The sequence below is a fragment of the Streptosporangium sp. NPDC087985 genome (assembly GCF_044741965.1).
GTDB lineage: Bacteria > Actinomycetota > Actinomycetes > Streptosporangiales > Streptosporangiaceae > Streptosporangium.
Map to the genome: position 1 here is coordinate 319597 of NZ_JBIUTQ010000002.1, position 20417 is coordinate 340013.

Annotated in this window: 20 protein-coding genes; 11 read left to right on the top strand and 9 right to left on the bottom strand. The window is 70.2% G+C overall.

Features of this window, described 5'->3' with window-relative positions:
• Positions 1–2: 2 nt before the first annotated feature.
• Both thiS and thiO read right to left on the bottom strand, forming a co-directional pair.
• Entirely contained in the window at positions 3–203 is a 201-nt protein-coding gene (thiS, locus tag ACIN94_RS06655) for a sulfur carrier protein ThiS (protein ID WP_400700526.1), read from the bottom strand.
• On the bottom strand, positions 200–1321 hold the full coding sequence (thiO, locus tag ACIN94_RS06660; protein WP_400700528.1) for a glycine oxidase ThiO: 1122 nt from the start codon (positions 1319–1321) through the stop codon (positions 200–202). The genes thiS and thiO overlap by 4 nt, the downstream gene beginning before the upstream one ends.
• Before the next feature lie 333 nt (positions 1322–1654).
• On the opposite strand from thiO, the gene ACIN94_RS06665 reads away from it, so the two are divergent.
• From ACIN94_RS06665 to thiE, 3 genes are read left to right on the top strand one after another with little or no spacing between them, the layout of a single operon-like run.
• Complete coding sequence (locus tag ACIN94_RS06665) at positions 1655–2827, top strand: NAD(P)/FAD-dependent oxidoreductase (protein ID WP_400700530.1); 1173 nt, start codon at positions 1655–1657, stop codon at positions 2825–2827.
• A gap of 50 nt (positions 2828–2877) precedes the next feature.
• Entirely contained in the window at positions 2878–3252 is a 375-nt protein-coding gene (locus ACIN94_RS06670; RefSeq protein ID WP_400700532.1) for an Rv2175c family DNA-binding protein, read from the top strand.
• A complete protein-coding gene (gene thiE, locus ACIN94_RS06675; protein WP_400700534.1) occupies positions 3230–3871 on the top strand; it encodes a thiamine phosphate synthase in 642 nt (213 codons plus the stop codon). The genes ACIN94_RS06670 and thiE overlap by 23 nt, the downstream gene beginning before the upstream one ends.
• 40 nt (positions 3872–3911) lie before the next feature.
• On the opposite strand, the gene ACIN94_RS06680 is transcribed toward thiE, so the two are convergent.
• Entirely contained in the window at positions 3912–4979 is a 1068-nt protein-coding gene (locus ACIN94_RS06680; RefSeq protein WP_400700536.1) for a polyprenyl synthetase family protein, read from the bottom strand.
• A 126-nt stretch (positions 4980–5105) separates the two neighbouring features.
• On the opposite strand from ACIN94_RS06680, the gene metF reads away from it, so the two are divergent.
• Positions 5106–6038: a methylenetetrahydrofolate reductase [NAD(P)H] gene (metF, locus tag ACIN94_RS06685; protein WP_400700538.1), complete on the top strand. Its 933-nt coding sequence runs from the start codon at positions 5106–5108 to the stop codon at positions 6036–6038.
• Positions 6039–6105: 67 nt separating this feature from the next.
• On the opposite strand, the gene ACIN94_RS06690 is transcribed toward metF, so the two are convergent.
• On the bottom strand, positions 6106–6654 hold the full coding sequence (locus ACIN94_RS06690; RefSeq protein WP_400700540.1) for a GNAT family N-acetyltransferase: 549 nt from the start codon (positions 6652–6654) through the stop codon (positions 6106–6108).
• A gap of 125 nt (positions 6655–6779) precedes the next feature.
• Positions 6780–7259, bottom strand: coding sequence for a YbaK/EbsC family protein (locus ACIN94_RS06695; RefSeq protein WP_400700542.1), 480 nt, complete (start codon positions 7257–7259; stop codon positions 6780–6782).
• A gap of 109 nt (positions 7260–7368) precedes the next feature.
• On the opposite strand from ACIN94_RS06695, the gene ACIN94_RS06700 reads away from it, so the two are divergent.
• Both ACIN94_RS06700 and ACIN94_RS06705 read left to right on the top strand, forming a co-directional pair.
• Positions 7369–8175, top strand: a complete 807-nt coding sequence (locus ACIN94_RS06700) for a peptidoglycan-binding protein (protein ID WP_400700544.1) — start codon at positions 7369–7371, stop codon at positions 8173–8175.
• A gap of 319 nt (positions 8176–8494) precedes the next feature.
• Positions 8495–8938 (top strand): SAV_6107 family HEPN domain-containing protein, encoded by a 444-nt coding sequence (locus ACIN94_RS06705; RefSeq protein ID WP_400700546.1) that lies wholly within the window; start codon positions 8495–8497, stop codon positions 8936–8938.
• A 43-nt stretch (positions 8939–8981) separates the two neighbouring features.
• Here the strand turns inward: ACIN94_RS06705 and ACIN94_RS06710 are convergent, their stop codons facing one another.
• From ACIN94_RS06710 to ACIN94_RS06725, 4 genes are all read right to left on the bottom strand, one after another.
• Positions 8982–10115, bottom strand: a complete 1134-nt coding sequence (locus tag ACIN94_RS06710; RefSeq protein WP_400700548.1) for a PP2C family protein-serine/threonine phosphatase — start codon at positions 10113–10115, stop codon at positions 8982–8984.
• Positions 10116–10340: 225 nt separating this feature from the next.
• Entirely contained in the window at positions 10341–10835 is a 495-nt protein-coding gene (locus ACIN94_RS06715; protein ID WP_400700550.1) for a transcriptional regulator, read from the bottom strand.
• A gap of 394 nt (positions 10836–11229) precedes the next feature.
• Positions 11230–12474: an arginine deiminase gene (locus tag ACIN94_RS06720; RefSeq protein WP_400700552.1), complete on the bottom strand. Its 1245-nt coding sequence runs from the start codon at positions 12472–12474 to the stop codon at positions 11230–11232.
• Complete coding sequence (locus ACIN94_RS06725) at positions 12471–12686, bottom strand: hypothetical protein (protein WP_400700554.1); 216 nt, start codon at positions 12684–12686, stop codon at positions 12471–12473. The genes ACIN94_RS06720 and ACIN94_RS06725 overlap by 4 nt, the downstream gene beginning before the upstream one ends.
• A 145-nt stretch (positions 12687–12831) precedes the next feature.
• Between ACIN94_RS06725 and pyrR the strand changes: the two genes are divergently transcribed.
• From pyrR to carB, 5 genes are all read left to right on the top strand, one after another.
• Positions 12832–13401: a bifunctional pyr operon transcriptional regulator/uracil phosphoribosyltransferase PyrR gene (gene pyrR / locus ACIN94_RS06730; RefSeq protein WP_400700556.1), complete on the top strand. Its 570-nt coding sequence runs from the start codon at positions 12832–12834 to the stop codon at positions 13399–13401.
• Positions 13398–14330, top strand: coding sequence for an aspartate carbamoyltransferase catalytic subunit (locus tag ACIN94_RS06735; protein ID WP_400700558.1), 933 nt, complete (start codon positions 13398–13400; stop codon positions 14328–14330). The genes pyrR and ACIN94_RS06735 overlap by 4 nt, the downstream gene beginning before the upstream one ends.
• Positions 14327–15622: a dihydroorotase gene (locus ACIN94_RS06740; protein WP_400700560.1), complete on the top strand. Its 1296-nt coding sequence runs from the start codon at positions 14327–14329 to the stop codon at positions 15620–15622. Before ACIN94_RS06735 ends, ACIN94_RS06740 begins: the two co-directional genes overlap by 4 nt.
• 127 nt (positions 15623–15749) lie before the next feature.
• A complete protein-coding gene (gene carA, locus ACIN94_RS06745) occupies positions 15750–16976 on the top strand; it encodes a glutamine-hydrolyzing carbamoyl-phosphate synthase small subunit (protein WP_400700562.1) in 1227 nt (408 codons plus the stop codon).
• Positions 16969–20289, top strand: coding sequence for a carbamoyl-phosphate synthase large subunit (gene carB / locus ACIN94_RS06750; protein WP_400700564.1), 3321 nt, complete (start codon positions 16969–16971; stop codon positions 20287–20289). Before carA ends, carB begins: the two co-directional genes overlap by 8 nt.
• Positions 20290–20417 lie beyond the last annotated feature (128 nt).

Genomic DNA, 20417 nt, shown 5'->3' on the forward strand with positions numbered 1-20417 from the left:
CGTCACCCTCCCTGCACCGCGGTCAGCACCTCGACCCGGTCGGCCTCCGCCAGCGCCGTGGAGTCCCACGCGCTCCGCGAGACGACCTCGTCGTTCACCGCCACGGCCACACCGCTCCTGACCGAGGTCAGCGTCAGCACGGCCGCCGCCACGGTGGCCCCGGTGGCCAGTTCGTGCGGGGTGCCGTTGATCGTCACATTCATGGGTACTCCTGGAAACGCAGGGGCGAGCAGATCGTCGAGAGTTCCGGATCCGCCTCGCCCGAAAAGAGGTCGGCGGTGAGCGGGGCGAGCAGCACCCCGCCCCGGTGGTGCCCCGTGGCCAGGGACAGGCCGGGCAGCGCGGTGGGGCCGATCAGGGGCAGGTTGTCCGGGGTGCCGGGGCGCAGCCCCGCGACCACGTCGGCGAGTTCCAGCTCCGTCACGCCGGGGACCAGCTCCCGCGCGTCGCGCAGCAGCTCCCACAGCCCTCCGGCGGTCACGCGAGTGTCGAACCCCATCTCCTCCTGGGTCGCCCCGACGACCACCTCCCCGTCGCCGCGCGGCACCAGGTAGACATGCGCGCCGTGCACGACGCCCCGCACGCATCGCCGGAGGAGCGGCGTGGGGGAGCGCAGCCGCATGATCTGACCCTTGACCGGCCGCACCGGCGGCAACACCTCGGGCGGCAGCCCCTCCAGCGTCCCCGACCACGCCCCCGCCGCCAGGATCACCTGGGCGGCCCCGACGACCTCTCCGGTCGCCAGCCGTACTCCTGTGACCGTCTCAGCGGCCGTCTCCAGTCCTGTCGCCCGAGTGCGCAGCTGCGTGCCGCCCCGGCGCTCCAGAGCGGCCAGGAGGGCTCTGGTGACCCTCCGGGGGTCCACCCACGCGTCCGCCCCGGCCAGCAGGCCGCCCCGGACGGCCGGTGCGAGCATCGGCTCCAGGCGGCGGCACTCGCGGCCGGTGAGCCGCTCGGCGGGCAGTCCCAGCTTGTCGATGAACGCGGCGAGGTCGTCCAGCACCGCCAGGTCGTCGGCGCCGAAGGCGACGTCCAGCGTGCCGTCGGTGCGGTAGTCGAGGTCGTGGCCGCTGTCGGCGGTGAGCTCGGCCGCGAACGCCGGCCACCTCTCCAGAGAGGCCAGGCCCAGCCGGAGGAGGGGCTCCTCGGTGTAGGCGACCTCGCTGACAGGTGCCAGCATGCCCGCCGCGGCGTGGGAGGCTCCCGAGGCCGGGGCGGGATCGACCACCGCCACCTTCAGGCCCTGCCCGGCCGTACGCCACGCCACCGACAGCCCTACGATGCCCCCGCCGATGACGAGGACGTCGAAGTGGTGCGCCATGCGTGCTCCGCTCCCTTCGCCGGCATGACCCGGATCAGGTCCGTGGCGGTCGAGGGCCCGCTTGCGGCCGCGCCCGGATCGCCGTACGCCCCCTGCCGTGCCCGCTCGCGCCTGAGGCGCGACGCTTCTCGCACGTCACCGGGCCCACCGCGGTCCCCGTCGCTCCGCAGCCCTCCTCTCAGCCCGGTACGTTCCGGGCTCCCGCGCGTCTTGTCCCTCCCACCCTAAGGGCAGCGGACGACACCATCATCGCGTTGGATGTGAGCTAAATACCGTTTTCGTTACTGAACTGCGTTGGTAGGAGATCGTCCTGGCCGCTTAGGCTCGTTAGTTGTGAATCATGTCGTGGTGGTTGGCGCCGGTCTGGCCGGCGTGCGCAGTGTCGAGGCATTACGGGCCCACGGGTTCGGCGGCACGATCACGTTGATCGGTGAGGAGGCGCACAGGCCCTACGACCGCCCGCCGCTGTCGAAAAGCGTCCTGCTGGGCGAGACCGACTCCACGGTCGTCGACTCCGACCTGGACGCTCTGGAGGTCGACTTCCGCGCGGGCGTCGTCGCCAAGGGGCTGCGCGAAGGCGTGGTGGAGACAACCGAGGGTGAGCTGGCCTACGACGGGTTGGTGATCGCCACCGGCGCGCGCCCCATCCGCCTCCGCGGCGACGGCCCGCAGCACGTCCTGCGCACCATCGACGACGCGCTCGAACTACGCGCCCTGCTCACCGCGGGGACGAAGGTCGCCGTCATCGGTGCGGGCTGGATCGGTGCCGAGGTCACCACCGCCGCCCGCAGGGCGGGCTGCGAGGTGACCGTCGTCGAGGCCGCCGACGTCCCCCTGAGCGCCGCCCTCGGCCCCGTGGGCGCGCACACCGTCTCCTGGTACGGCCAGGCGGGCGTGGACCTGCGCCTGGGCACCGCGGTCGCCTCGGTCGACCAGGGCGGGCTGATCCTGGCCGACGGGTCGGTGGTCGAGGCCGACGTGGTCGTCACCGGCGTCGGCGTGCGGCCCGCGGTCGAGTGGCTCGCCGGTTCCGGTCTCGAACTCGACAACGGGGTCGTCACCGACGAGCACCTGCGCACCTCGATGCCGGACGTGGTCGCCGTGGGCGACTGCGCGGCCTGGTGGTCGCGCCGTTACGGGCGCCGCCTGCGGGTCGAGCACTGGGACACCGCGCTGGGCGCCCCCGACGTCGCCGTGGCCACGCTCCTGGGTGACGAGGCGCTCTACGACCCGGTGCCCTACTTCTGGTCCGAGCAGTTCGGCCACATGGTGCAGTACGCCGGGGACCACGACGGCGGCCGTATGATCCTGCGAGGGGATCCGGCGGCCGACGCCAGCTGGGGGGTCTGCTGGGTGACCGGAGACGACAGGCTCACGGCGGTGCTGGCGGTCAACCGTCCCCGCGACCTCGTCCAGGGCCGTCGTCTCATCGAGCGCGGGCGGCGTCTCGACGTCAGCCGCCTGGCCGACCCTGCGGTAGCGTTGCGCGACTGTACGGCGGCGTAACCTCGCTGCCGGGTGTTTGGCGAAAGGCTCGATGTGGTAGTGGTGGATTCGTGACGCTCTCTGTTGCGCAGATCGACCGGGAAACCGACCAGTTGGTGGGCGAGTGGCTCACCCTGAGTGAGGTGGCCAGGAGGCTCAACCTCAGTGCCGGTCGCGCCAAGCAACTCCTCAAGGACCGCAAGCTCATCGGAGTGCGACGGGGGGGTGGCGAGCCTCAGATCCCCGCCGCCTTCCTCGCCGCCGACGACGTCGTGAAGGGCCTGCCGGGCACGCTCACCGTGCTGCTCGACGCGGGCTACAGCGACGTCGAGTCGCTCCGGTGGCTGTTCACCCCGGACGACACCCTCCCGGGATCACCGGTGGACGCGATCGTCGCGGGCCGCCATACCGAGGTCAAGCGGCGTGCCCAGGCCCTCGGTTTCTGACGCCCGCCTGTATCTGTGCACCGACGGCCGCCGTGACCGTGGGGATCTCGCAGACTTCCTCGACGCGGTCCTCGCGGGCGGTGTCGACATCGTGCAGTTACGCGAGAAGGGCTTGGAGGCGCGCGAGGAGCTCGAACTCCTCGAGGTCTTCCGCGCGGCCTGTGACCGCCACGGCAGGCTGCTGGCGGTCAACGACCGGGCGGACATCGCCTACGCGGCCCGTCCCGACGTGCTCCACCTCGGGCAGGGCGACCTGCCGGTGCCGGTCGTGCGCGACATGCTCGGCGACGACATCCTCATCGGGCGTTCCACTCACGCCGCCGAGGAGGTGTCCGCCGCCGCCGTCGAACCCGGGGTCGACTACTTCTGCTGCGGCCCGATCTGGCCGACACCCACCAAACCCGGGCGGCCCGCTCCGGGGCCCGGCCTGCTCCGGCACGCCGCGTCCCTGGGTACCGACCGACCCTGGTTCGGCATCGGCGGCATCGACCTCACCAACCTGGACGAGGTCATGTCGTACGGCGTGCGCCGGGTCGTGGTCGTGCGGGCCATAACCGAGGCAGACGATCCGAAGGCGGTCGCCGAGGAGTTTCAGCGGCGGCTGACCGGCTCGGGCTGACCGGCGCCGGGCCCGACCTGGTGCCGGGCCCGGCACCAGGTCAGGTGCGGCGGGATGTCGCGGCCACGGCCAGCTCGGCCAGGGCGGTGCGGGCCTCCGCGGTGATCGGGGCGTCGTCCAGCGAGCCCAGGGCGTCTTCGAGATATTTCTTGATCATTTCCTCGCACGCGTGGAGTGCCCCGGTCTCCTCGATGATCTGACGCAGCCGGTCGACCCCGGCCGCGTCCAGCTCCCGGTCGCCGAGCGTGCTGCGCACGGTCTCCGCCTGGGCCGGGGAGGCCGCGGCGAGCGTGCGGGCGATGAGCATCGTCCGCTTGCCCTCCCGAAGGTCGTCACCGGCGGGCTTGCCGGTCTCGGCCGGGTCGCCGAACACGCCGAGGATGTCGTCGCGGAGCTGGAAGGCGATGCCCACGCACTGGCCGTAGTCCTCGCAGAGCCGGTCGATCCACGGGGCGCGGCTCCGGGCGGCCAGCACCAGGCCGAGCCGGAGCGGCTGCTCGACCGAGTATTTGCCACTCTTGAAGAGGGCGACCCGCAGTGCGCTGTCGAAGCTGTTCTCGCCGTGGGCCTGCTCCAGCAGGTCCAGATACTGGCCGCACATCAGTTCGGTCCGCATGTGGTCGTGGACCTCCTGGGCCGCGGCCAGCGAGGCGGGCGGCAGGCCGCTGCCCCGCCACATCTCGCCGGACCAGATGAGCATCAGGTTGCCCAGCAGGACGGCGGCGCTCTCGCCGAACTGCTCGGCGGAGCCATGCCAGCCGGCCTTCTCGTGCAGTGCCTGGAATCTGCGGTGCGCCGAGGGCATGCCCCGGCGCAGGTCGCTGGCGTCCATCACGTCGTCGTGCACCAGGGCGCTGGCCTGGAGTAGTTCAAGCGACGCGGCGGCCCTGAAGAGCGCAGGGTCCTCGTCACCTCCCGCGCCGTACCATCCCCAGTAGCAGAATGCCGGCCGCAGCCGCTTCCCGCCCGCCAGGAACTCCTCGGCGGCCGAAATGAGAGGAGCCAGCTCTGGAGCACTTACCTGAGGTCGCTGCCGCTCAATGAATTCCCTGAGCGAACGATCCACTTCGGAGCGGATGGTGTCGAGTGCGGCTGCGGAAATGGTCATGCACTGACATTATCGGGCCTGAGGGATGACTCCTATCTGTAGAGGTGGGTGTTTCGCCACTTATTGTGGTTATTGTGACCGGCGTGGCGGTCAGTACCCCAAGAGCGCGGCCAGTACCCTGAGACCATGGCTCTGGGTCGCCCGTCAGTCCTTCCCGACCGCGTGCCCACCGTCCGCGAGATCCTCGCCGCCGGTGGCCGGTCGTTCTCCTTCGAGTTCATGCCGCCGAAGACCGACGAGGGCGAGCGGCAGCTCTGGCGGGCCATCCGGGAGCTGGAGGCGCTACGCCCCGCGTTCGTGTCGGTCACCTACGGTGCCGGCGGGGGCACCCGCGACCGTACGGTCGAGATCGTGGAGCGGCTCGCCCACGAGACCACGCTGACCCCTGTCGCCCACTTCACCGCCGTCAACCACTCCATCCGCGAGCTGCGCCATCTGGTCGGCCGCTTCGCGGACGCGGGCGTGCGCAACATGCTCGCCGTGCGGGGCGACCCGCCCGGCGACCCGACGGGGGAGTGGGTGCGCCACCCCGAGGGCGTGCTCTACGCCGACGAGCTGGTCCGGCTGATCCGCCAGGCCGGCGACTTCTGCGTGGGCGTGGCCGCCTTCCCCTACAAGCACCCCAGGTCGGGCTCGGTGGAGGCCGACACCGAGCACTTCGTGCGCAAGTGCCGGGCGGGCGCCGACTACGCGATCACCCAGATGTTCTTCCGGGCGGACGACTATCTGCGACTGCGCGACCGGGTGGCGGCCAAGGGCTGCGACACCCCGATCATCCCCGGCATCATGCCCGTCACCCAGATGAGCACGATCGCCCGGTCCGAGCAGCTCTCCGGCGCGCCGTTCCCGGCGGAGGTGGCGGCGAGGTTCGAGGCCGTCGCCGACGATCCGGCCGCCGTACGCCGGTTGGGCATCGAGCATGCCGTCGAACTCTGCCAGACCCTGCTCGACGCGGGCGCGCCCGGAATCCACTTCATCACCTTCAACCGCTCCAGCGCGACCCGCGAGGTCTTCCAGGCCCTTGACACCGAGCCCAGGGCGGCCGCGCTGACCCTCTGACCGCCCGTCCGCGACCGCATCCCCGGCCCGCCCGCCGGAACGACCGGACGGAGCAGGTCTCCCGGTGTCACGCCCTCAGCGGGAGCACCGCTCCGAGGATCGCGTAGCGCTCGTAGCCGCCGGGGAAGACGAACTGGGTGAGCAGGTCCACGAACCCGACGCTGCGGTAGAGGTGCCGGGCCGCGGTGGGCTGGTCGCGGGTGGACAGTACGGCGGTGCGTTCCGGGCGACCGGCGCACATGCCCGTGACCAGCGCCCGGCCGATGCCCTTGCCCTGGTAGTCGGGGTGGACGTGGATCTCGGCGAGCTCCAGGGCGTCGCCGAGCCAGCCGCGCGCGCTGCCCTCGCCGTACAGCTCCGCCATGGCCTGATGGACGACGTCGTGCCACCACTGCCCGGGGACCCCGTGGAAGCCGTAGGCCAGCCCCACCGGCGTCCCGTCCGGGCGCTCGGCGAACAGGCAGGTGAACCCCGGGTGGGTGGCGTGGTTCCCCATGATCGTCTTGCGGCCGGACAGCTGGTCGGAGGGGGGGTTCATCGCCGCGGTGTATATCTCGAGGACCGCGTCCAGCCGGGCGATGAACTCCCCGGGGCCGACCTGTCGCAGTCCGATCATTCCCCGCACCCTAGCAGGGCGGACATCACCCTGACCGGCAGGCCGGCGAAAGGGGTCTGGGTCACGTTCGGTGATCTCGGTAGATCGCCTGGGCGCCCTCTGCCCTCCCCGGACCCGGACGGTGGTCAGCGCTCCACGTCCGCCGGGGTGCCGTCGGTGATGCGGACGAGCTCGGCGAAGGAGGTGGGGAAGACCGTGTGCGGATGGCCCGCGGCGGCCCAGACCACCGCGTGCCTGTCGAGCCAGGTGTCGATCAGCGTCCTGAGCGGGGAGGGGTGACCGATCGGGGCGACACCGCCGATGACCTGGCCGGTGGCGGCACGGACGAAGTCCGGGGTGGCGCGCTTCACCTTCGCCGCGCCGACCCGCTCCGCGATCAGGTCGGTGTCCACCCGGTGGGCGCCGCTGGTGAGCACCAGGAGCGGGGCTCCGTCGGCGTCGAAGACCAGGCTGTTGGCGATGGCACCGATCTCGCAGCCGAGCTGCGCGGCGGCGGTCGCGGCGGTCGGCGTGGCCTCCGAGAACACGACGATCTCGCCGGAGACACCGTGCTCGCCCAGGACGGCGGCGACCTTCTCAACATTGGGATGCAACTTTTCTGGCACATGGTCACTCTAATCAGATTGACCATTGATTACCGCTTCATTACTGATGGCGGAGACGGATGATCCGTGCGCTATGGTCCCTTGATCCGAGCGCGGGTGATATGAGGGGATGATTTGGGTGGGGTTTGAACGGCGGCTCGGAGCGGCCGCGCTCATGACAGCGGGGGCCGTGCTCCTCTCCTCGCTCGGCTCCTCCGGCGCCGCGAACGCCCAGACCGTCACGGTGGCGCCCCCGGCCGTCACGGTGAAGGCCGTCGGCACGACCGTGTTCGCCGCCCCCGGTGAGACGCTCAGTATCGGCGCCAAGGGTGCCGCGGTCGCGGTGCTCCAGACCCGGCTGAAGGAACTCGGTTACGCACCCGGTGGGATCGACGGCCGGTACGGCGGGGCCACCCAGGCCGCGGTCTGGGCTTTCCAGAAGGTCAACGGCATCACGCCGACCAGCACCGTGGCGAGCAGGACGTGGAAGGCTCTGGAGAACCCGGTGGCGCCCCCGGTGCTGGTGCCCCGCGGCAGGCCGACCCGGGTCGAGATGAACCTCACCAAGCAGGTGATGGTCCTCTACGTCGACGGCCGGGTGAAGCTGATCAGCCACACCTCCTCCGGCAGCGGGATCCCGTACTGCGAGACCGCGAACTGGAACGGTAAGGTGCAGCGGTTCTGCGGCGACGCCCGCACGCCGACGGGGGACTACAGGACGACCTGGCGCAGGGACGGCTGGCACAGGTCCTACCTCGGCCAGCTCTACAACCCGATCTTCTTCAACGGCGGCATCGCCTTCCACGGCGCGCTGTCGGTGCCGCTGGCCCCGGCCTCGCACGGCTGCGTCCGACTCCCGATGAACGTGGCGGCGGTGCTTCCCGGCCTGCTGGGCAAGGACGTGCCGGTGCACGTGAGGGGCAGGTTCGTCCGATAGCCGCAGGTGAAGGCCCCGGGAGGTGCTGCCCTCCCGGGGCTTTGCCGTTTCCGGGGAGACCGGACCTCTGTCCGTCGCTTTACTTGACACTACAAGTGATCGAATTTATGTTCGATGTAATGACGTGAGACTCGCGGATCACGTTCAGGGCGGTCGATCATGTCCGCGCCGTCCCAGACGGCCGGGCCGGGTAGAGACGGACGGGGAGAGGGGAAGCTCCTCGTCCGGCCGCCCGGTGAATTTGTCGGTGAGGTCTGCAAGTGTTGACATCGCCGGTGAGAACGCCGGGAGCCGCTCGCGACCTAGGAGGCTGAAGCACATGACCCCTCGGCTCAGCGATTCCGGCGGGCCCCGGTTGTCGTCCACGGTGCGGGCGCACCTGGCCGACGCGCGTGACTGCCTGGAAGAGGCGGCCGCCGCCCGGACCCCCGCCACCCGTTATGTCGCCGCCCATCTGTCGGCGCTCAGGGCCGCCGCCGCCGTGCTGGCCGCGCGGCCACGCCCCATGGACGGCCGCCGGCGCCGGCTGCGCAGCGCCTGGGAGCTGCTGCCCGAGGCCGAGCCGCGGCTCGCCGACTGGGCTCCCTATTTCGAGATGAGCGCGGTCAAGCGGGCCTCGGCCGAGGCGGGGCTGACCCGCGTGGTGTCGGCACGGGACGCCGAGGAGTTGATCTCCGAGGCGGAGCGGTTCGTCGCCACGGTGGAGAGGCTGCTGGGCGTGCCCACTCAGCCCCTGCCCGGCCGTGTCCCCCTCGCCGGTTAGACCTGGTCCGCCTGCGTGTCCGGCCGGCCGTCGCCCCCGCGGCTCAGGCCGCCGAGGAGGCCGCCGGACGGGCCGCGCGGTGGCGTAGCAGGAGCATGGCGGCGTCGTCGCCCAGCGGGCGGCCCACGTGCCGTAGCAGGTCGGCACGGAGCGCGTCGAGGGAGAGCTGAGGATCGGTGCCGTTCAACAGGTGCGCCCTGGCGGGAAGGGGATAGAACTCCCCGCCGCCGTTGCGCGCCTCGATGACTCCGTCGGTGTAGAAGAGAACCTGGTCGCCCGGCTCGAAGGGGATCTGGTGCGGTATGGGTTCGCTGGCCTTCAGCGAACCCATACCCAGGGGGAGCGCCTCATCCGGGGGATCGGCGAACCAGTGCTCGGAGTCGGAGCTCAGCACCATGGGTGACGGATGGCCGCAGTTGATCACGGTGATGGAGGCCCCGCCGGTGATCTCGGCCAGGATCGCGGTGACGAACTGCTCGCCGGACAGCTCCCGGGTCAGGGCGTTCTCCAGCCGGGCCACCACCCCCTGGAGCTTGGCCTCGTCGTGGGCCGCCTCTCGGAAGGCGCCGAGCACCACCGCGGCGGTCTCCACGGCCTCCAGACCTTTGCCCTGGACATCTCCCACGATGATCCGGACCCCGTGCGGGGTGGTGACGACCTCGTACAGGTCGCCGCCGATCCTGGCCTCCGCGGTGGCCGAGGTGTAGGAGACGGCGACCCCGATCCCCGGTCCCGCCCGGCGCGGCACCGGCCGCAGCAGCACGCGCTGGGCGGCCTCGGCCACCGAGCGGACGTCGGCGAGCTGACGCTCGTGGCGGAGCCGTCCGGCGCTGGCCAGCACGCTGGCCACCGTGACGCCGAGGATGGCGAGCATGGTGATGTTGGTGCGGGGTGTCCAGAGAATGTCGTTGTAGAGGCCGAGTGCGACGCACAGCGCCAGGGCGATCACGCCGATCACCGTGGTCCTGGCCAGGCCGCAGGCCACACTGGCGAAGGCCGGCCCCAGGGCGAGCAGGGGCAGGAGGCCGGACGTCGTGCCGGAGCCGAAGTCGATCAGGGCCGCCACGGCCATGACGATGAAGGGCAGGAGCTTCAGGATGTCCTGGGTCCTGCTGCCTCCGACGGAGGTCAGCAGCCGCAGGAAGGCACGGGTCTTGGTCGATCCCAGCAGTGCCATGAAGGCGTCGAGACGGTTTTTCGGACGCGTCTGAGAGTGATCATGCCGATCCTCTCCCCCTGCCATGTCCACCACATCTCGTTAAATGCCATGTTTGCCTTTTCCTACCACAGGGATCGCCCCCGTGGCGGGATGCGGGCGATGTTCTGACGAGATGGCGAGATTAACCGGATTCACCGGTCGTGGGCGCGTCAGCCCTCGGCGTGCCCACGACCGGACAGGTCGTCAGAAGGCGTCGACGGCGCGACGCGCCTCGGGGTCCAGGACACCCCAGCCGATGAGCTCCTCGGTGAGTTCGGTAGGGGACTTGTCGTAGATCACGGCAAGGGAGCGCAGGTCCTCCTGACGGATGGACAGCACCTTGCCGTTGTAGTCACCACGCTGGCTCTGGATTGTGGCGGCATAGCGGGCGAGGGCGCCCGCCTTCTCCTTGGGGAGCTGGGCAAGACGCTCAAGGTCGATCACAAGCTTCGGTGTCGGGCCGAGCGGGCTCGGGGCAGCGCCACCTGGCAACAACTCCGAGACCGGGACTCCGTAGAAGTCGGCCAGCTCGGCAAGCTTCTGCACCGTTACGGCGCGGTCACCGCGCTCGTAGGAGCCGACGACAACCGCCTTCCAGCGTCCACGGGACTTCTCTTCGACTCCGTGCAGGGACAGGCCCTGCTGGGTGCGGATGGCGCGGAGTCGTGCACCCAGCGACTTGGCGTACTCAGACGGCATCGTTTGGCCCCCCGGCTCTGTTATGTACTGCTTTCACTTGATTGTGCTCCCTCGCAACATATGCCCCAAACACCGGGTTGATGCCTGGGGTAGGCACCTTCGGTGACGGGGAGGCTGGGGTTTACCCGATAACGCAGCGAGGTGTGGTTACGGACAGTGACGGTAAAGCGATGGGCGCCTAAGGTCAAGCTGATTGGAAAAAAGATGCGGAATCCGATCCGGTGTGGTCCTCCTCAAACGCCGCACTTGTCCCGACTTCTGGGGTGAATTATCCAAGTTTGCCCTGGTTTTTGCTGGCTCTGGGTCTCCTCGACCTGCTCGGACCTCATCGGACGCTCCGGCTTGAGGCGGGAGCACCGGCACGCCGATTTTGAGTATCACGGAGACGGGCGGGTCAGATGCCGTCGCGTTCGAGCGGGCAGCTCATGCAGCGCGGGCCGCCGCGTCCGCGGCCGAGCTCGCCGCCCGGGGTCGTGATCACCTCGATTCCGTTGTCGCGCAGGTAGTCGTTGGTGGTCGTGTTCCGTTCGTAGGCGATGACCACGCCGGGTTCGACGGCCAGCACGTTGCAGCCGTCGTCCCACTGCTCCCGCGCGGCGGCGTAGACGTCCTGCGTGGGAGTGAGGATCTTGATGTCGTCCAGATCGATGGCCCGGGCGATGGCCCTGTGCATGTCCTCCGCGGGGTGGTCGGTGATCTTCAGTTCCTTCTCGTTGTCGCCGGGCTCGACCGTGTAGGAGGGGAGCATGCCCAGGCCGGCGAACTTGGTGAAGACCCCCACGTCCACGTTCGTCATGACGGTGTCCAGGTGCATGAACGCCCGGGCCTTCGGCATGTCCAGCGCGACGATCCTCTCCGCCGCGCCCTTGCTGAACAGGCTCCGCGCGAGCATCTCCACCGCCTGTGGCTGGGTGCGCTCGCTCATCCCGACCAGTACCGCGCCCCGGCCGATGACGAGTACGTCGCCGCCCTCGATGGTGGCCGGAGCGGTGGCCAGTCCCCGCATCCAGACGTTGTAGCCGCCCTCGTCGGGCCTGTCGTAGCCGGACGCGAACATCGGGTGGTAACGGTAGACGGCCTCGTAGTTCACGGTCTCGCGCTGGCGGGCCTTCTTCCTCATCGCGTTGATGGAGACACCGCCGTAGATCCAGCAGGAGGTGTCGCGGGTGAAAAGGTGGTTGGGCAGCGGCGGCAGGACGAAGCCGTCGGGCGCGAGCGTGTGGAACGCCAGGCTCTTGGGGTCGGTGCCCCTGTCCAGAAGCTCCCTCTTGGTGATGCCTCCGATGAGGTAGAGCACGAGCTCGTCGGAGTCCATCGCGTCCAGCACGTTGCGGAGGGCGTCGACGGCCATCGGCCCGAAGTACCGCTCGTCGATGACGTGATCGAGGATGTACTTGCGGGCTTCGGGGATCCCCGCCGTCTCGTGCAGCAGGTCGTCCAGCATGTGGACGGCGATGCCGCGGTCGTGCAGCACCCGCTCGAACTGCTCGTGCTCCTCCATCGCGCGTTGCACCCAGAGCACGTCGTCGAAGAGGAAGTCGTCCTTGTTCGACGGGGTGAGCCGCTTCAGCGCCAGCTCGGGCTTGTGCAGCAGGACCCGATGGAGCCTGCCCACCTCGGAGTCGACATGAAAGGTCATCCTTGCCTTCCTTCGCCGTTGTCGGAACGGCCAGGACGCCGGAGTCCCGTCCCGGGGCCGTACTCGCCGCGTTCCGCCTTGGTCCGGATATAGATCGGGATACCCACGAGCGCCATCAGGAAGCAGGCGGAGACCGCCTCCACGCCGGCGCCGTACATCATCCGGAAGCAGGACAGGCCCGCCACGGCGGTTTGATGATCTACGTAGGCCATGGGGTACTATGTGGACATATGTGCTAATTCATCACCTTTGCGGAATCAAGAGGCCGGCTCCGGCGTGCCGCCGTACGGCTGCTAACGTGAGGGCGTTGACTTCCTTTAAGACCCGTCCTGTGAGGCGGGAAAGGTGGTGTTCTCTTTGGCTGATGCCATTTCGCATGCCCACAGCGGCGCGCGCGCGGTCCTCGAAGGGCCCGACATCAACCGCGCGCTGATCCGCATCTCCCACGAGATCCTTGAGCGCACCAAGGGTGCCGAGGACCTCGTCCTGCTCGGAATCCCCACCAGGGGCGTCCACCTGGCCCGTCGTCTGGCCGCGTACGTCAAGCAGTTCGAAGGCCGGTCGGTGCCCGTCGGATCCCTTGACGTGACGATGTACCGCGACGACCTCCGCCTGCGCCCCGCCCGAGCCCTGGGCCGCACCGAGCTGCCCCCCGAGGGCATAGACGGCAGAGTCGTCGTCCTCGTCGACGACGTGCTCTACTCCGGCCGCACGGTCCGCTCCGCGCTCGACGCGCTCAACGACCTGGGCCGCCCGCAGGCCGTCCAGCTCGCCGCCCTGGTGGACCGCGGTCACCGGGAACTGCCCATCCGGGCCGACTACGTCGGCAAGAACCTCCCGACCTCCAAGTCCGAGATCGTCAAGGTCTACCTGGAGGAGAACGACGGCCGCGACGCCGTCCTGCTCCTGAAGGAGGGCGGTAAGTGAAGCGGCATCTGATCTCGGCGGCCGACCTGAGCCGTGACGACGCCCTGCTCATCCTGGACACCGCCGACGAGCTCGCCAAGATCTCGGAACGTTCCATCAAGAAGCTGCCGACCCTGCGCGGCCGTACCGTGGTCAACCTCTTCTTCGAGGACTCCACCCGGACCAGGATCTCCTTCGAGGCCGCGGCCAAGCGACTGTCGGCCGACGTCATCAACTTCTCCGCCAAAGGCTCCAGCGTCTCCAAGGGCGAGTCGCTCAAGGACACCGCGCTCACCCTGGAGGCGATGGGCGCCGACGCCGTCGTCATCCGGCACGGTGCCTCCGGCGCGCCGCACCGCCTGGCCGGCTGGGTGCGCGGCAGCGTCGTCAACGCCGGGGACGGCACCCACGAGCACCCCACCCAGGCCCTGCTCGACGCCTTCACCATGCGCCGCCGTCTCGGACCGCTGGACGGCAGGAAGGTCACCATCGTCGGCGACGTGCTGCACAGCCGGGTGGCCCGCTCCAACGTGCTGCTGCTGAACACGCTCGGTGCCGAGGTGACCCTGGTCGCCCCGCCCACCCTGTTCCCGGTGACCGTGGACTCCTGGCCGTGCGAGATCTCCTACGACCTCGACGCGGTGCTGCCCAAGTCGGACGTGGTGATGATGCTGCGCGTGCAGCGCGAGCGGATGAACGCGGCGTTCTTCCCCACCGAGCGGGAGTACAGCCGCCGCTACGGCCTCGACCGCGACCGCGTCGCCAAGATGCATGACGAGGCCATCGTGATGCACCCCGGCCCGATGAACCGGGGAATGGAGATAGCGGCCGAGGTGGCCGACTCTCCGCGCTCGACGATCGTCGAGCAGGTCGCCAACGGTGTGACCACGCGCATGGCCGTCCTTTACCTGCTGCTTGGCGGCGCCGACCTCGGGGGAGAGATCCAGTGACCAGCACCGTCATCAAGGGCGCGAAGATCCTCGGCGGCAAGCCGGGCGACATCCTGATCCGCGACGGCGTCGTCGCGGAGCTCGGCCGGGGGCTGAGCGGCGACGAGACGGTCGACGCCCGGGGCCTCATCGCCCTGCCCGGCCTGGTGGACCTCCACACCCACCTGCGCGAGCCCGGCCGTGAGGACGCCGAGACCGTCGCCACCGGCACCCGCGCCGCAGCCATGGGCGGCTACACCGCCGTGCACGCGATGGCCAACACCGAGCCGGTCGCCGACACCGCGGGCGTCGTCGAGCAGGTCTGGCGCCTGGGTCAGGAGGCCGGCCACTGCGACGTGCGTCCGGTCGGCGCCGTCACCGTCGGTCTCCAGGGCGAGCGGCTGGCCGAAATCGGCGCGATGGCCGACTCCGCCGCGCGCGTCCGCGTCTTCTCCGACGACGGCAAGTGCGTCTCCGACGCGGTGCTCATGCGCCGTGCGCTGGAGTACGTCAAGGCCTTCGACGGCGTGGTCGCCCAGCATGCCCAGGAGCCGCGCCTGACCTCCGGCGCGCAGATGAACGAGGGCGCGGTCTCCGGCAGGCTCGGCCTCACCGGCTGGCCGGCGGTCGCAGAGGAGGCGATCATCGCCCGTGACTGCCTCCTCGCCGCGCACGTCGGCTCCCGGCTGCACGTCTGCCATGTGTCCACCGCGGGCTCCGTGGAGATCCTCCGCTGGGCCAAGTCGAAGGGCTGGAACGTCACCGCCGAGGTGACCCCGCACCACCTGCTCCTCACCGACGACCTCGTCGAGGACTCCCCCGTGGGCTCCTACAACCCGATCTACAAGGTGAATCCGCCGCTGCGCACCCGCGCGGACGTGGAGGCGCTGCGCGAGGCCCTGGCCGACGGCACGATCGACTGCGTCGCCACCGACCACGCCCCGCACCCGGTCGAGGACAAGGAGACCGAGTGGGCCGCCGCGGCCATGGGCATGATCGGCCTGGAGACGGCGCTGTCGGTGGTCCAGGAGGCCATGGTGGAGACCGGGCTGCTCGACTGGGCCGGTGTCGCCGAGCGCATGTCGCACGCCCCGGCCAGGATCGGCCGGCTGGAGGGCCACGGACGGCCGATCGAGGTCGGCGCCCCGGCCAACCTCACCCTCTACGACGCCACCGTGCGCGCCGAGGTGGACCCGGCCGGTTACGCCTCCAGGAGCCGCAACACGCCGTACGAGGGCAGGACCCTTCCCGGCCGCGTCGTGGCCACCTTCCTGCGTGGCAGGCCGACCGTCCTGGACGGAAAGCTCACGTGACGGCCCCCGCCCGCCACCGGTGGCCCGCCCGCGCGGCGGACGTCCCACATCGTGGAGGCGCAGCCCCTCGATGTGCCGGATATTTCATACTTTGCGGAGCAATGACCGATATGATCGGGGTGTTTGAGTGACCGCAGTGCTTGTGCTGGAAGACGGCCGTGTCTTCCACGGGGTCCCCTACGGTGCCGAGGGCGAGACCTTCGGCGAGATGGTCTTCAACACCGGGATGACCGGCTACCAGGAGACGCTCACCGACCCCTCCTACCATCGCCAGATCGTCGCGATGACCGCGCCGCACATCGGCAACACCGGGGTCAACGACGAGGACCCCGAGTCCTCGCGTGTCTGGGTCTCCGGCTACGTGGTCCGCGAGCCCGCACGGGTCTCCTCCAACTGGCGCGCCAACCGTTCCCTCGACGACTACCTCAGGGAGCAGGGCGTCGTCGCCATCGCCATCGCCGGCACCCGCGCCCTCACCCGCCACCTGCGTGAGCGCGGCGCCATGCGCGCCGGGGTCTTCTCCGGTGAGGCCCTCGCCCCCGTCGAGGAGCTTCTGGAGCGGGTCCGGCGCAGCCCCGCGATGGAGGGTGCCGACCTGGCCGGCGAGGTCTCCACCACGGAGCCGTACGTCGTCCCGGCGATCGGCGGCAGGCGCTTCACCGTGGCGGCCGTGGACCTCGGCATCAAGGCGATGACCCCGCACCGGATGGCCGAGCGCGGCTGTGAGGTGCACGTCCTGCCGGCCTCCAGCACCGCGGGCGACATCCTCGCGCTCAACCCCGACGGCGTGTTCTTCTCCAACGGTCCCGGCGACCCGGCCACCGCCGACGGACAGGTCGAGGCGGTGCGCGGCGTCCTGGCGGCCGGGGTGCCGTTCTTCGGTATCTGCTTCGGCAACCAGATCTTCGGCCGGGCCCTGGGCCTGGGCACCTACAAGCTGCGCTACGGCCACCGCGGGGTCAACCAGCCGGTCCAGGACCGGCGCACCGGCAAGGTGGAGATCTCCGCGCACAACCACGGCTTCGCCGTACAGGCCCCCCTGGAGGGGCGCTTCGACACGCCGTACGGCCCGGCGGAGGTCAGCCACGTCAACCTCAACGACGACTGCGTCGAGGGGCTGCGACTGATCGACCGCCCCGCCTTCAGCGTCCAGTACCACCCCGAGGCCGCGGCCGGCCCGCACGACTCGGCCGGCCTGTTCGACGCGTTCTGCGCGCTGATGGAATCGGCAGGGGGGCGAGCCGGCCGCGGAGCGGGCGAGGAGCCGGGCGCGACCGCGGACGCGGAATCGGCGAGGGAACAGGGCGCGGGCGAGGAGCCGGGCGCCGACACGGAGGGAAACAAGGGTGCCTAAGCGCACGGATATCCAGTCGGTCCTGGTGATCGGCTCCGGCCCCATCGTGATCGGGCAGGCCTGCGAGTTCGACTACTCCGGCACCCAGGCCTGCCGCGTGCTGCGGGCCGAGGGCTTCCGCGTGATCCTCGTCAACAGCAACCCGGCGACGATCATGACGGATCCGGAGTTCGCCGACGCCACCTATGTCGAGCCGATCACCCCGGACATCGTCGAGAAGATCATCGCCAAGGAGCGCCCCGACGCGCTGCTGCCCACCCTGGGCGGGCAGACCGCGCTGAACACCGCGATCGCCCTGCACGAGGCCGGCGTCCTGGCCAAGTACGACGTCGAACTGATCGGCGCCGACGTGGAGGCCATCCAGGCGGGCGAGAACCGCGAGCTGTTCAAGGGCATCGTGGCCAAGGTCGCCGCCGAGCGCGGCCTCAACGCCGAGTCGGCCCGCTCGTTCGTCTGCCACACCATGGACGAGTGCCTGGCCGCCGCCGGCGAGCTGGGCTACCCGCTGGTCGTGCGGCCCTCCTTCACCATGGGCGGCGTCGGCTCCGGCTTCGCCCACGACGAGGACGGCCTGCGCCGCATCGCCGGAGCGGGCCTCGACGCCTCGCCGACCACCGAGGTGCTCCTGGAGGAGTCCATCCTCGGCTGGAAGGAGTACGAGCTGGAGGTCATGCGCGACAAGGCCGACAACGTCGTCATCGTCTGCTCCATCGAGAACATCGACCCGATGGGCGTGCACACCGGAGACAGCGTCACCGTGGCCCCGGCCCTGACGCTCACCGACCGCGAGTACCAGAACATGCGCGACGTCGCCATCGCGGTCATCCGCGAGGTCGGCGTGGACACCGGCGGCTGCAACATCCAGTTCGCCGTCGACCCGCGCACCGGACGCATGGTCGTCATCGAGATGAACCCGCGCGTCTCCCGCTCCAGCGCCCTCGCCTCCAAGGCCACCGGTTTCCCGATCGCGAAGATCGCCGCCAAGCTGGCCGTCGGCTACACCCTGGACGAGATCCCCAACGACATCACCAGGGAGACCCCGGCGTCGTTCGAGCCCTCGCTCGACTACATCGTGGTCAAGGTGCCGCGCTTCGCCTTCGAGAAGTTCGCCGGAGCCGACCAGACCCTGACGACGCACATGAAGTCCGTCGGCGAGGCCATGGCCATCGGCCGGTCCTTCCCCGAGGCCCTGCAGAAGGCGCTCCGCTCGCTGGAGAAGAAGGGCGCCGTCTTCACCTGGGCAGGGGAGCCGGGCGACAAGGACGAGCTCCTCGCGGCCTGCCGCACCCCGCACGACGGCCGTCTGTTCACCATGCAGCAGGCCATCCGCGCCGGGGCGTCGCTCGAAGAGCTGTCCGAGGCCACCGCGGTGGACCCCTGGTTCCTGGACCAGCTGTTCGCGATCGACGAGGTCGCCGCCGAGCTGCGCGAGGCGCCCCAGCTCACCGCCGAGGCGCTGACGAGGGCCAAGCGGTACGGCTTCAGCGACCTGCAGATCGCCGAGCTGTGCGACATGAACGAGTCCCGGGTCCGCGACCTGCGCCACGCCCTCGGCATCCGGCCGGTCTACAACACCGTCGACACCTGCGCCGCCGAGTTCGCCGCGCAGACGCCGTACCTCTACTCCACCTACGACGAGGAGACCGAGGTCCCCTACGGCGAGCGCCCCAAGGTCCTCATCCTCGGCTCGGGGCCGAACCGGATCGGCCAGGGCATCGAGTTCGACTACGCGTGCGTGCACGCCTCCTTCGAGCTGTCGTCGGCCGGATTCGAGACCGTCATGGTCAACTGCAACCCGGAGACCGTCTCCACCGACTACGACACCTCCGACCGCCTCTACTTCGAGCCGCTCACCCTGGAGGACGTCCTGGAGGTCGTCCACGCCGAGCAGCAGACCGGCCCGGTCGCGGGCGTCATCGTCCAGCTCGGCGGCCAGACCCCGCTGGGCCTGGCCCAGGCGCTCAAGGACGCGGGGGTCCCGATCGTCGGCACCTCGCCGGAGTCGATCCACCTGGCAGAGGAGCGCGGCGCGTTCGGCCGCGTCCTCGCCGAGGCCGGGCTGCCCGCGCCCAAGCACGGCACCGCGGTGACCCCGGACGAGGCGCTGGCCATCGCCGAGGAGATCGGTTACCCGGTCCTGGTCCGGCCCTCCTACGTCCTCGGTGGCGCGGGCATGGCCATCGTCTACGACGACGAGACACTGGTCACCTACATGTCCAGGGCGGGCGCGGCCAGCGACCACCCGGTGCTGGTGGACAAATTCCTGGACGAGGCCGTCGAGATCGACGTGGACGCCCTGTTCGACGGTGAGGAGCTCTATCTCGGCGGCGTGATGGAGCACATCGAGGAGGCCGGGATCCACTCCGGCGACTCGGCCTGCTCGCTGCCCCCGATGACGCTCGGCAGCCACGACATCAAGCGCATCCGCGCCGCCACCGAGGCCATCGCCCGGGGCGTGGGCGTGCGCGGTCTGCTCAACGTGCAGTACGCCATGTCGGCCAACATCCTGTACGTGCTGGAGGCCAATCCGCGTGCCAGCCGTACGGTGCCGTTCGTGTCCAAGGCCACGGCGGTGCCGCTGGCCAAGGCGGCGGCCCGGGTGATGATGGGCGCCACGGTGGCCGGGCTGCGCGCGGAGGGCATGCTCCCGGCCGAGGGCGACGGCGGCACCCTGCCGCTGGACGCGCCCATCGCGGTCAAGGAGGCGGTGCTGCCGTTCAACCGGTTCCGCGGGGTGGACACGGTGCTGGGCCCGGAGATGCGCTCCACCGGCGAGGTCATGGGCATCGACGAGTTCTTCGGCACGGCCTACGCCAAGTCGCAGGCCGCCGCCTACGGCTCGCTGCCGACCGGGGGGCGGGCGTTCGTCTCGGTGGCGAACCGGGACAAGCGTGCGATGATCTTCCCGGTAAAGGCTCTCGCGGACCTCGGTTTCGAGATTCTGGCCACCGAGGGAACAGCCGAGGTGCTGCGCCGTAACGGTGTCCATGCCAAGATCGTGCGAAAGCAGAGTGAAGGAACGGGTCCCAAGGGCGAGCCGACCATCGGCCGTCGCATTCTGGATGGTGAGGTGGATCTCATCGTGAACACGCCCTTCGGCAGCCCCGGCCAGGCCGGGCCGCGGCTGGACGGCTACGAGATCCGTACGGCCGCCGTGCTGCGGGGCATCCCCTGCATCACGACGGTCCAGGGACTCGCCGCGGCCGTCCAGGGCATCCAGGCCATCGTCCGGGGCGACATCGGCGTACGGTCCCTCCAGGAGCACGGAGAGCGGCTCAGGGGACGAGTGAGCGAAGTGGCCGGTGAAGGATGAGCCGTCCGCGGAGCGAGTGAGGAGCCGGGCGCGACCAGGGGTACGGGCGGCTCAGGGGACGAGTGAGCGAAGTGGCCGGTGAAGGATGAGCCGTCCGCGGAGCGAGTGAGGAGCCGGGCGCGACCATG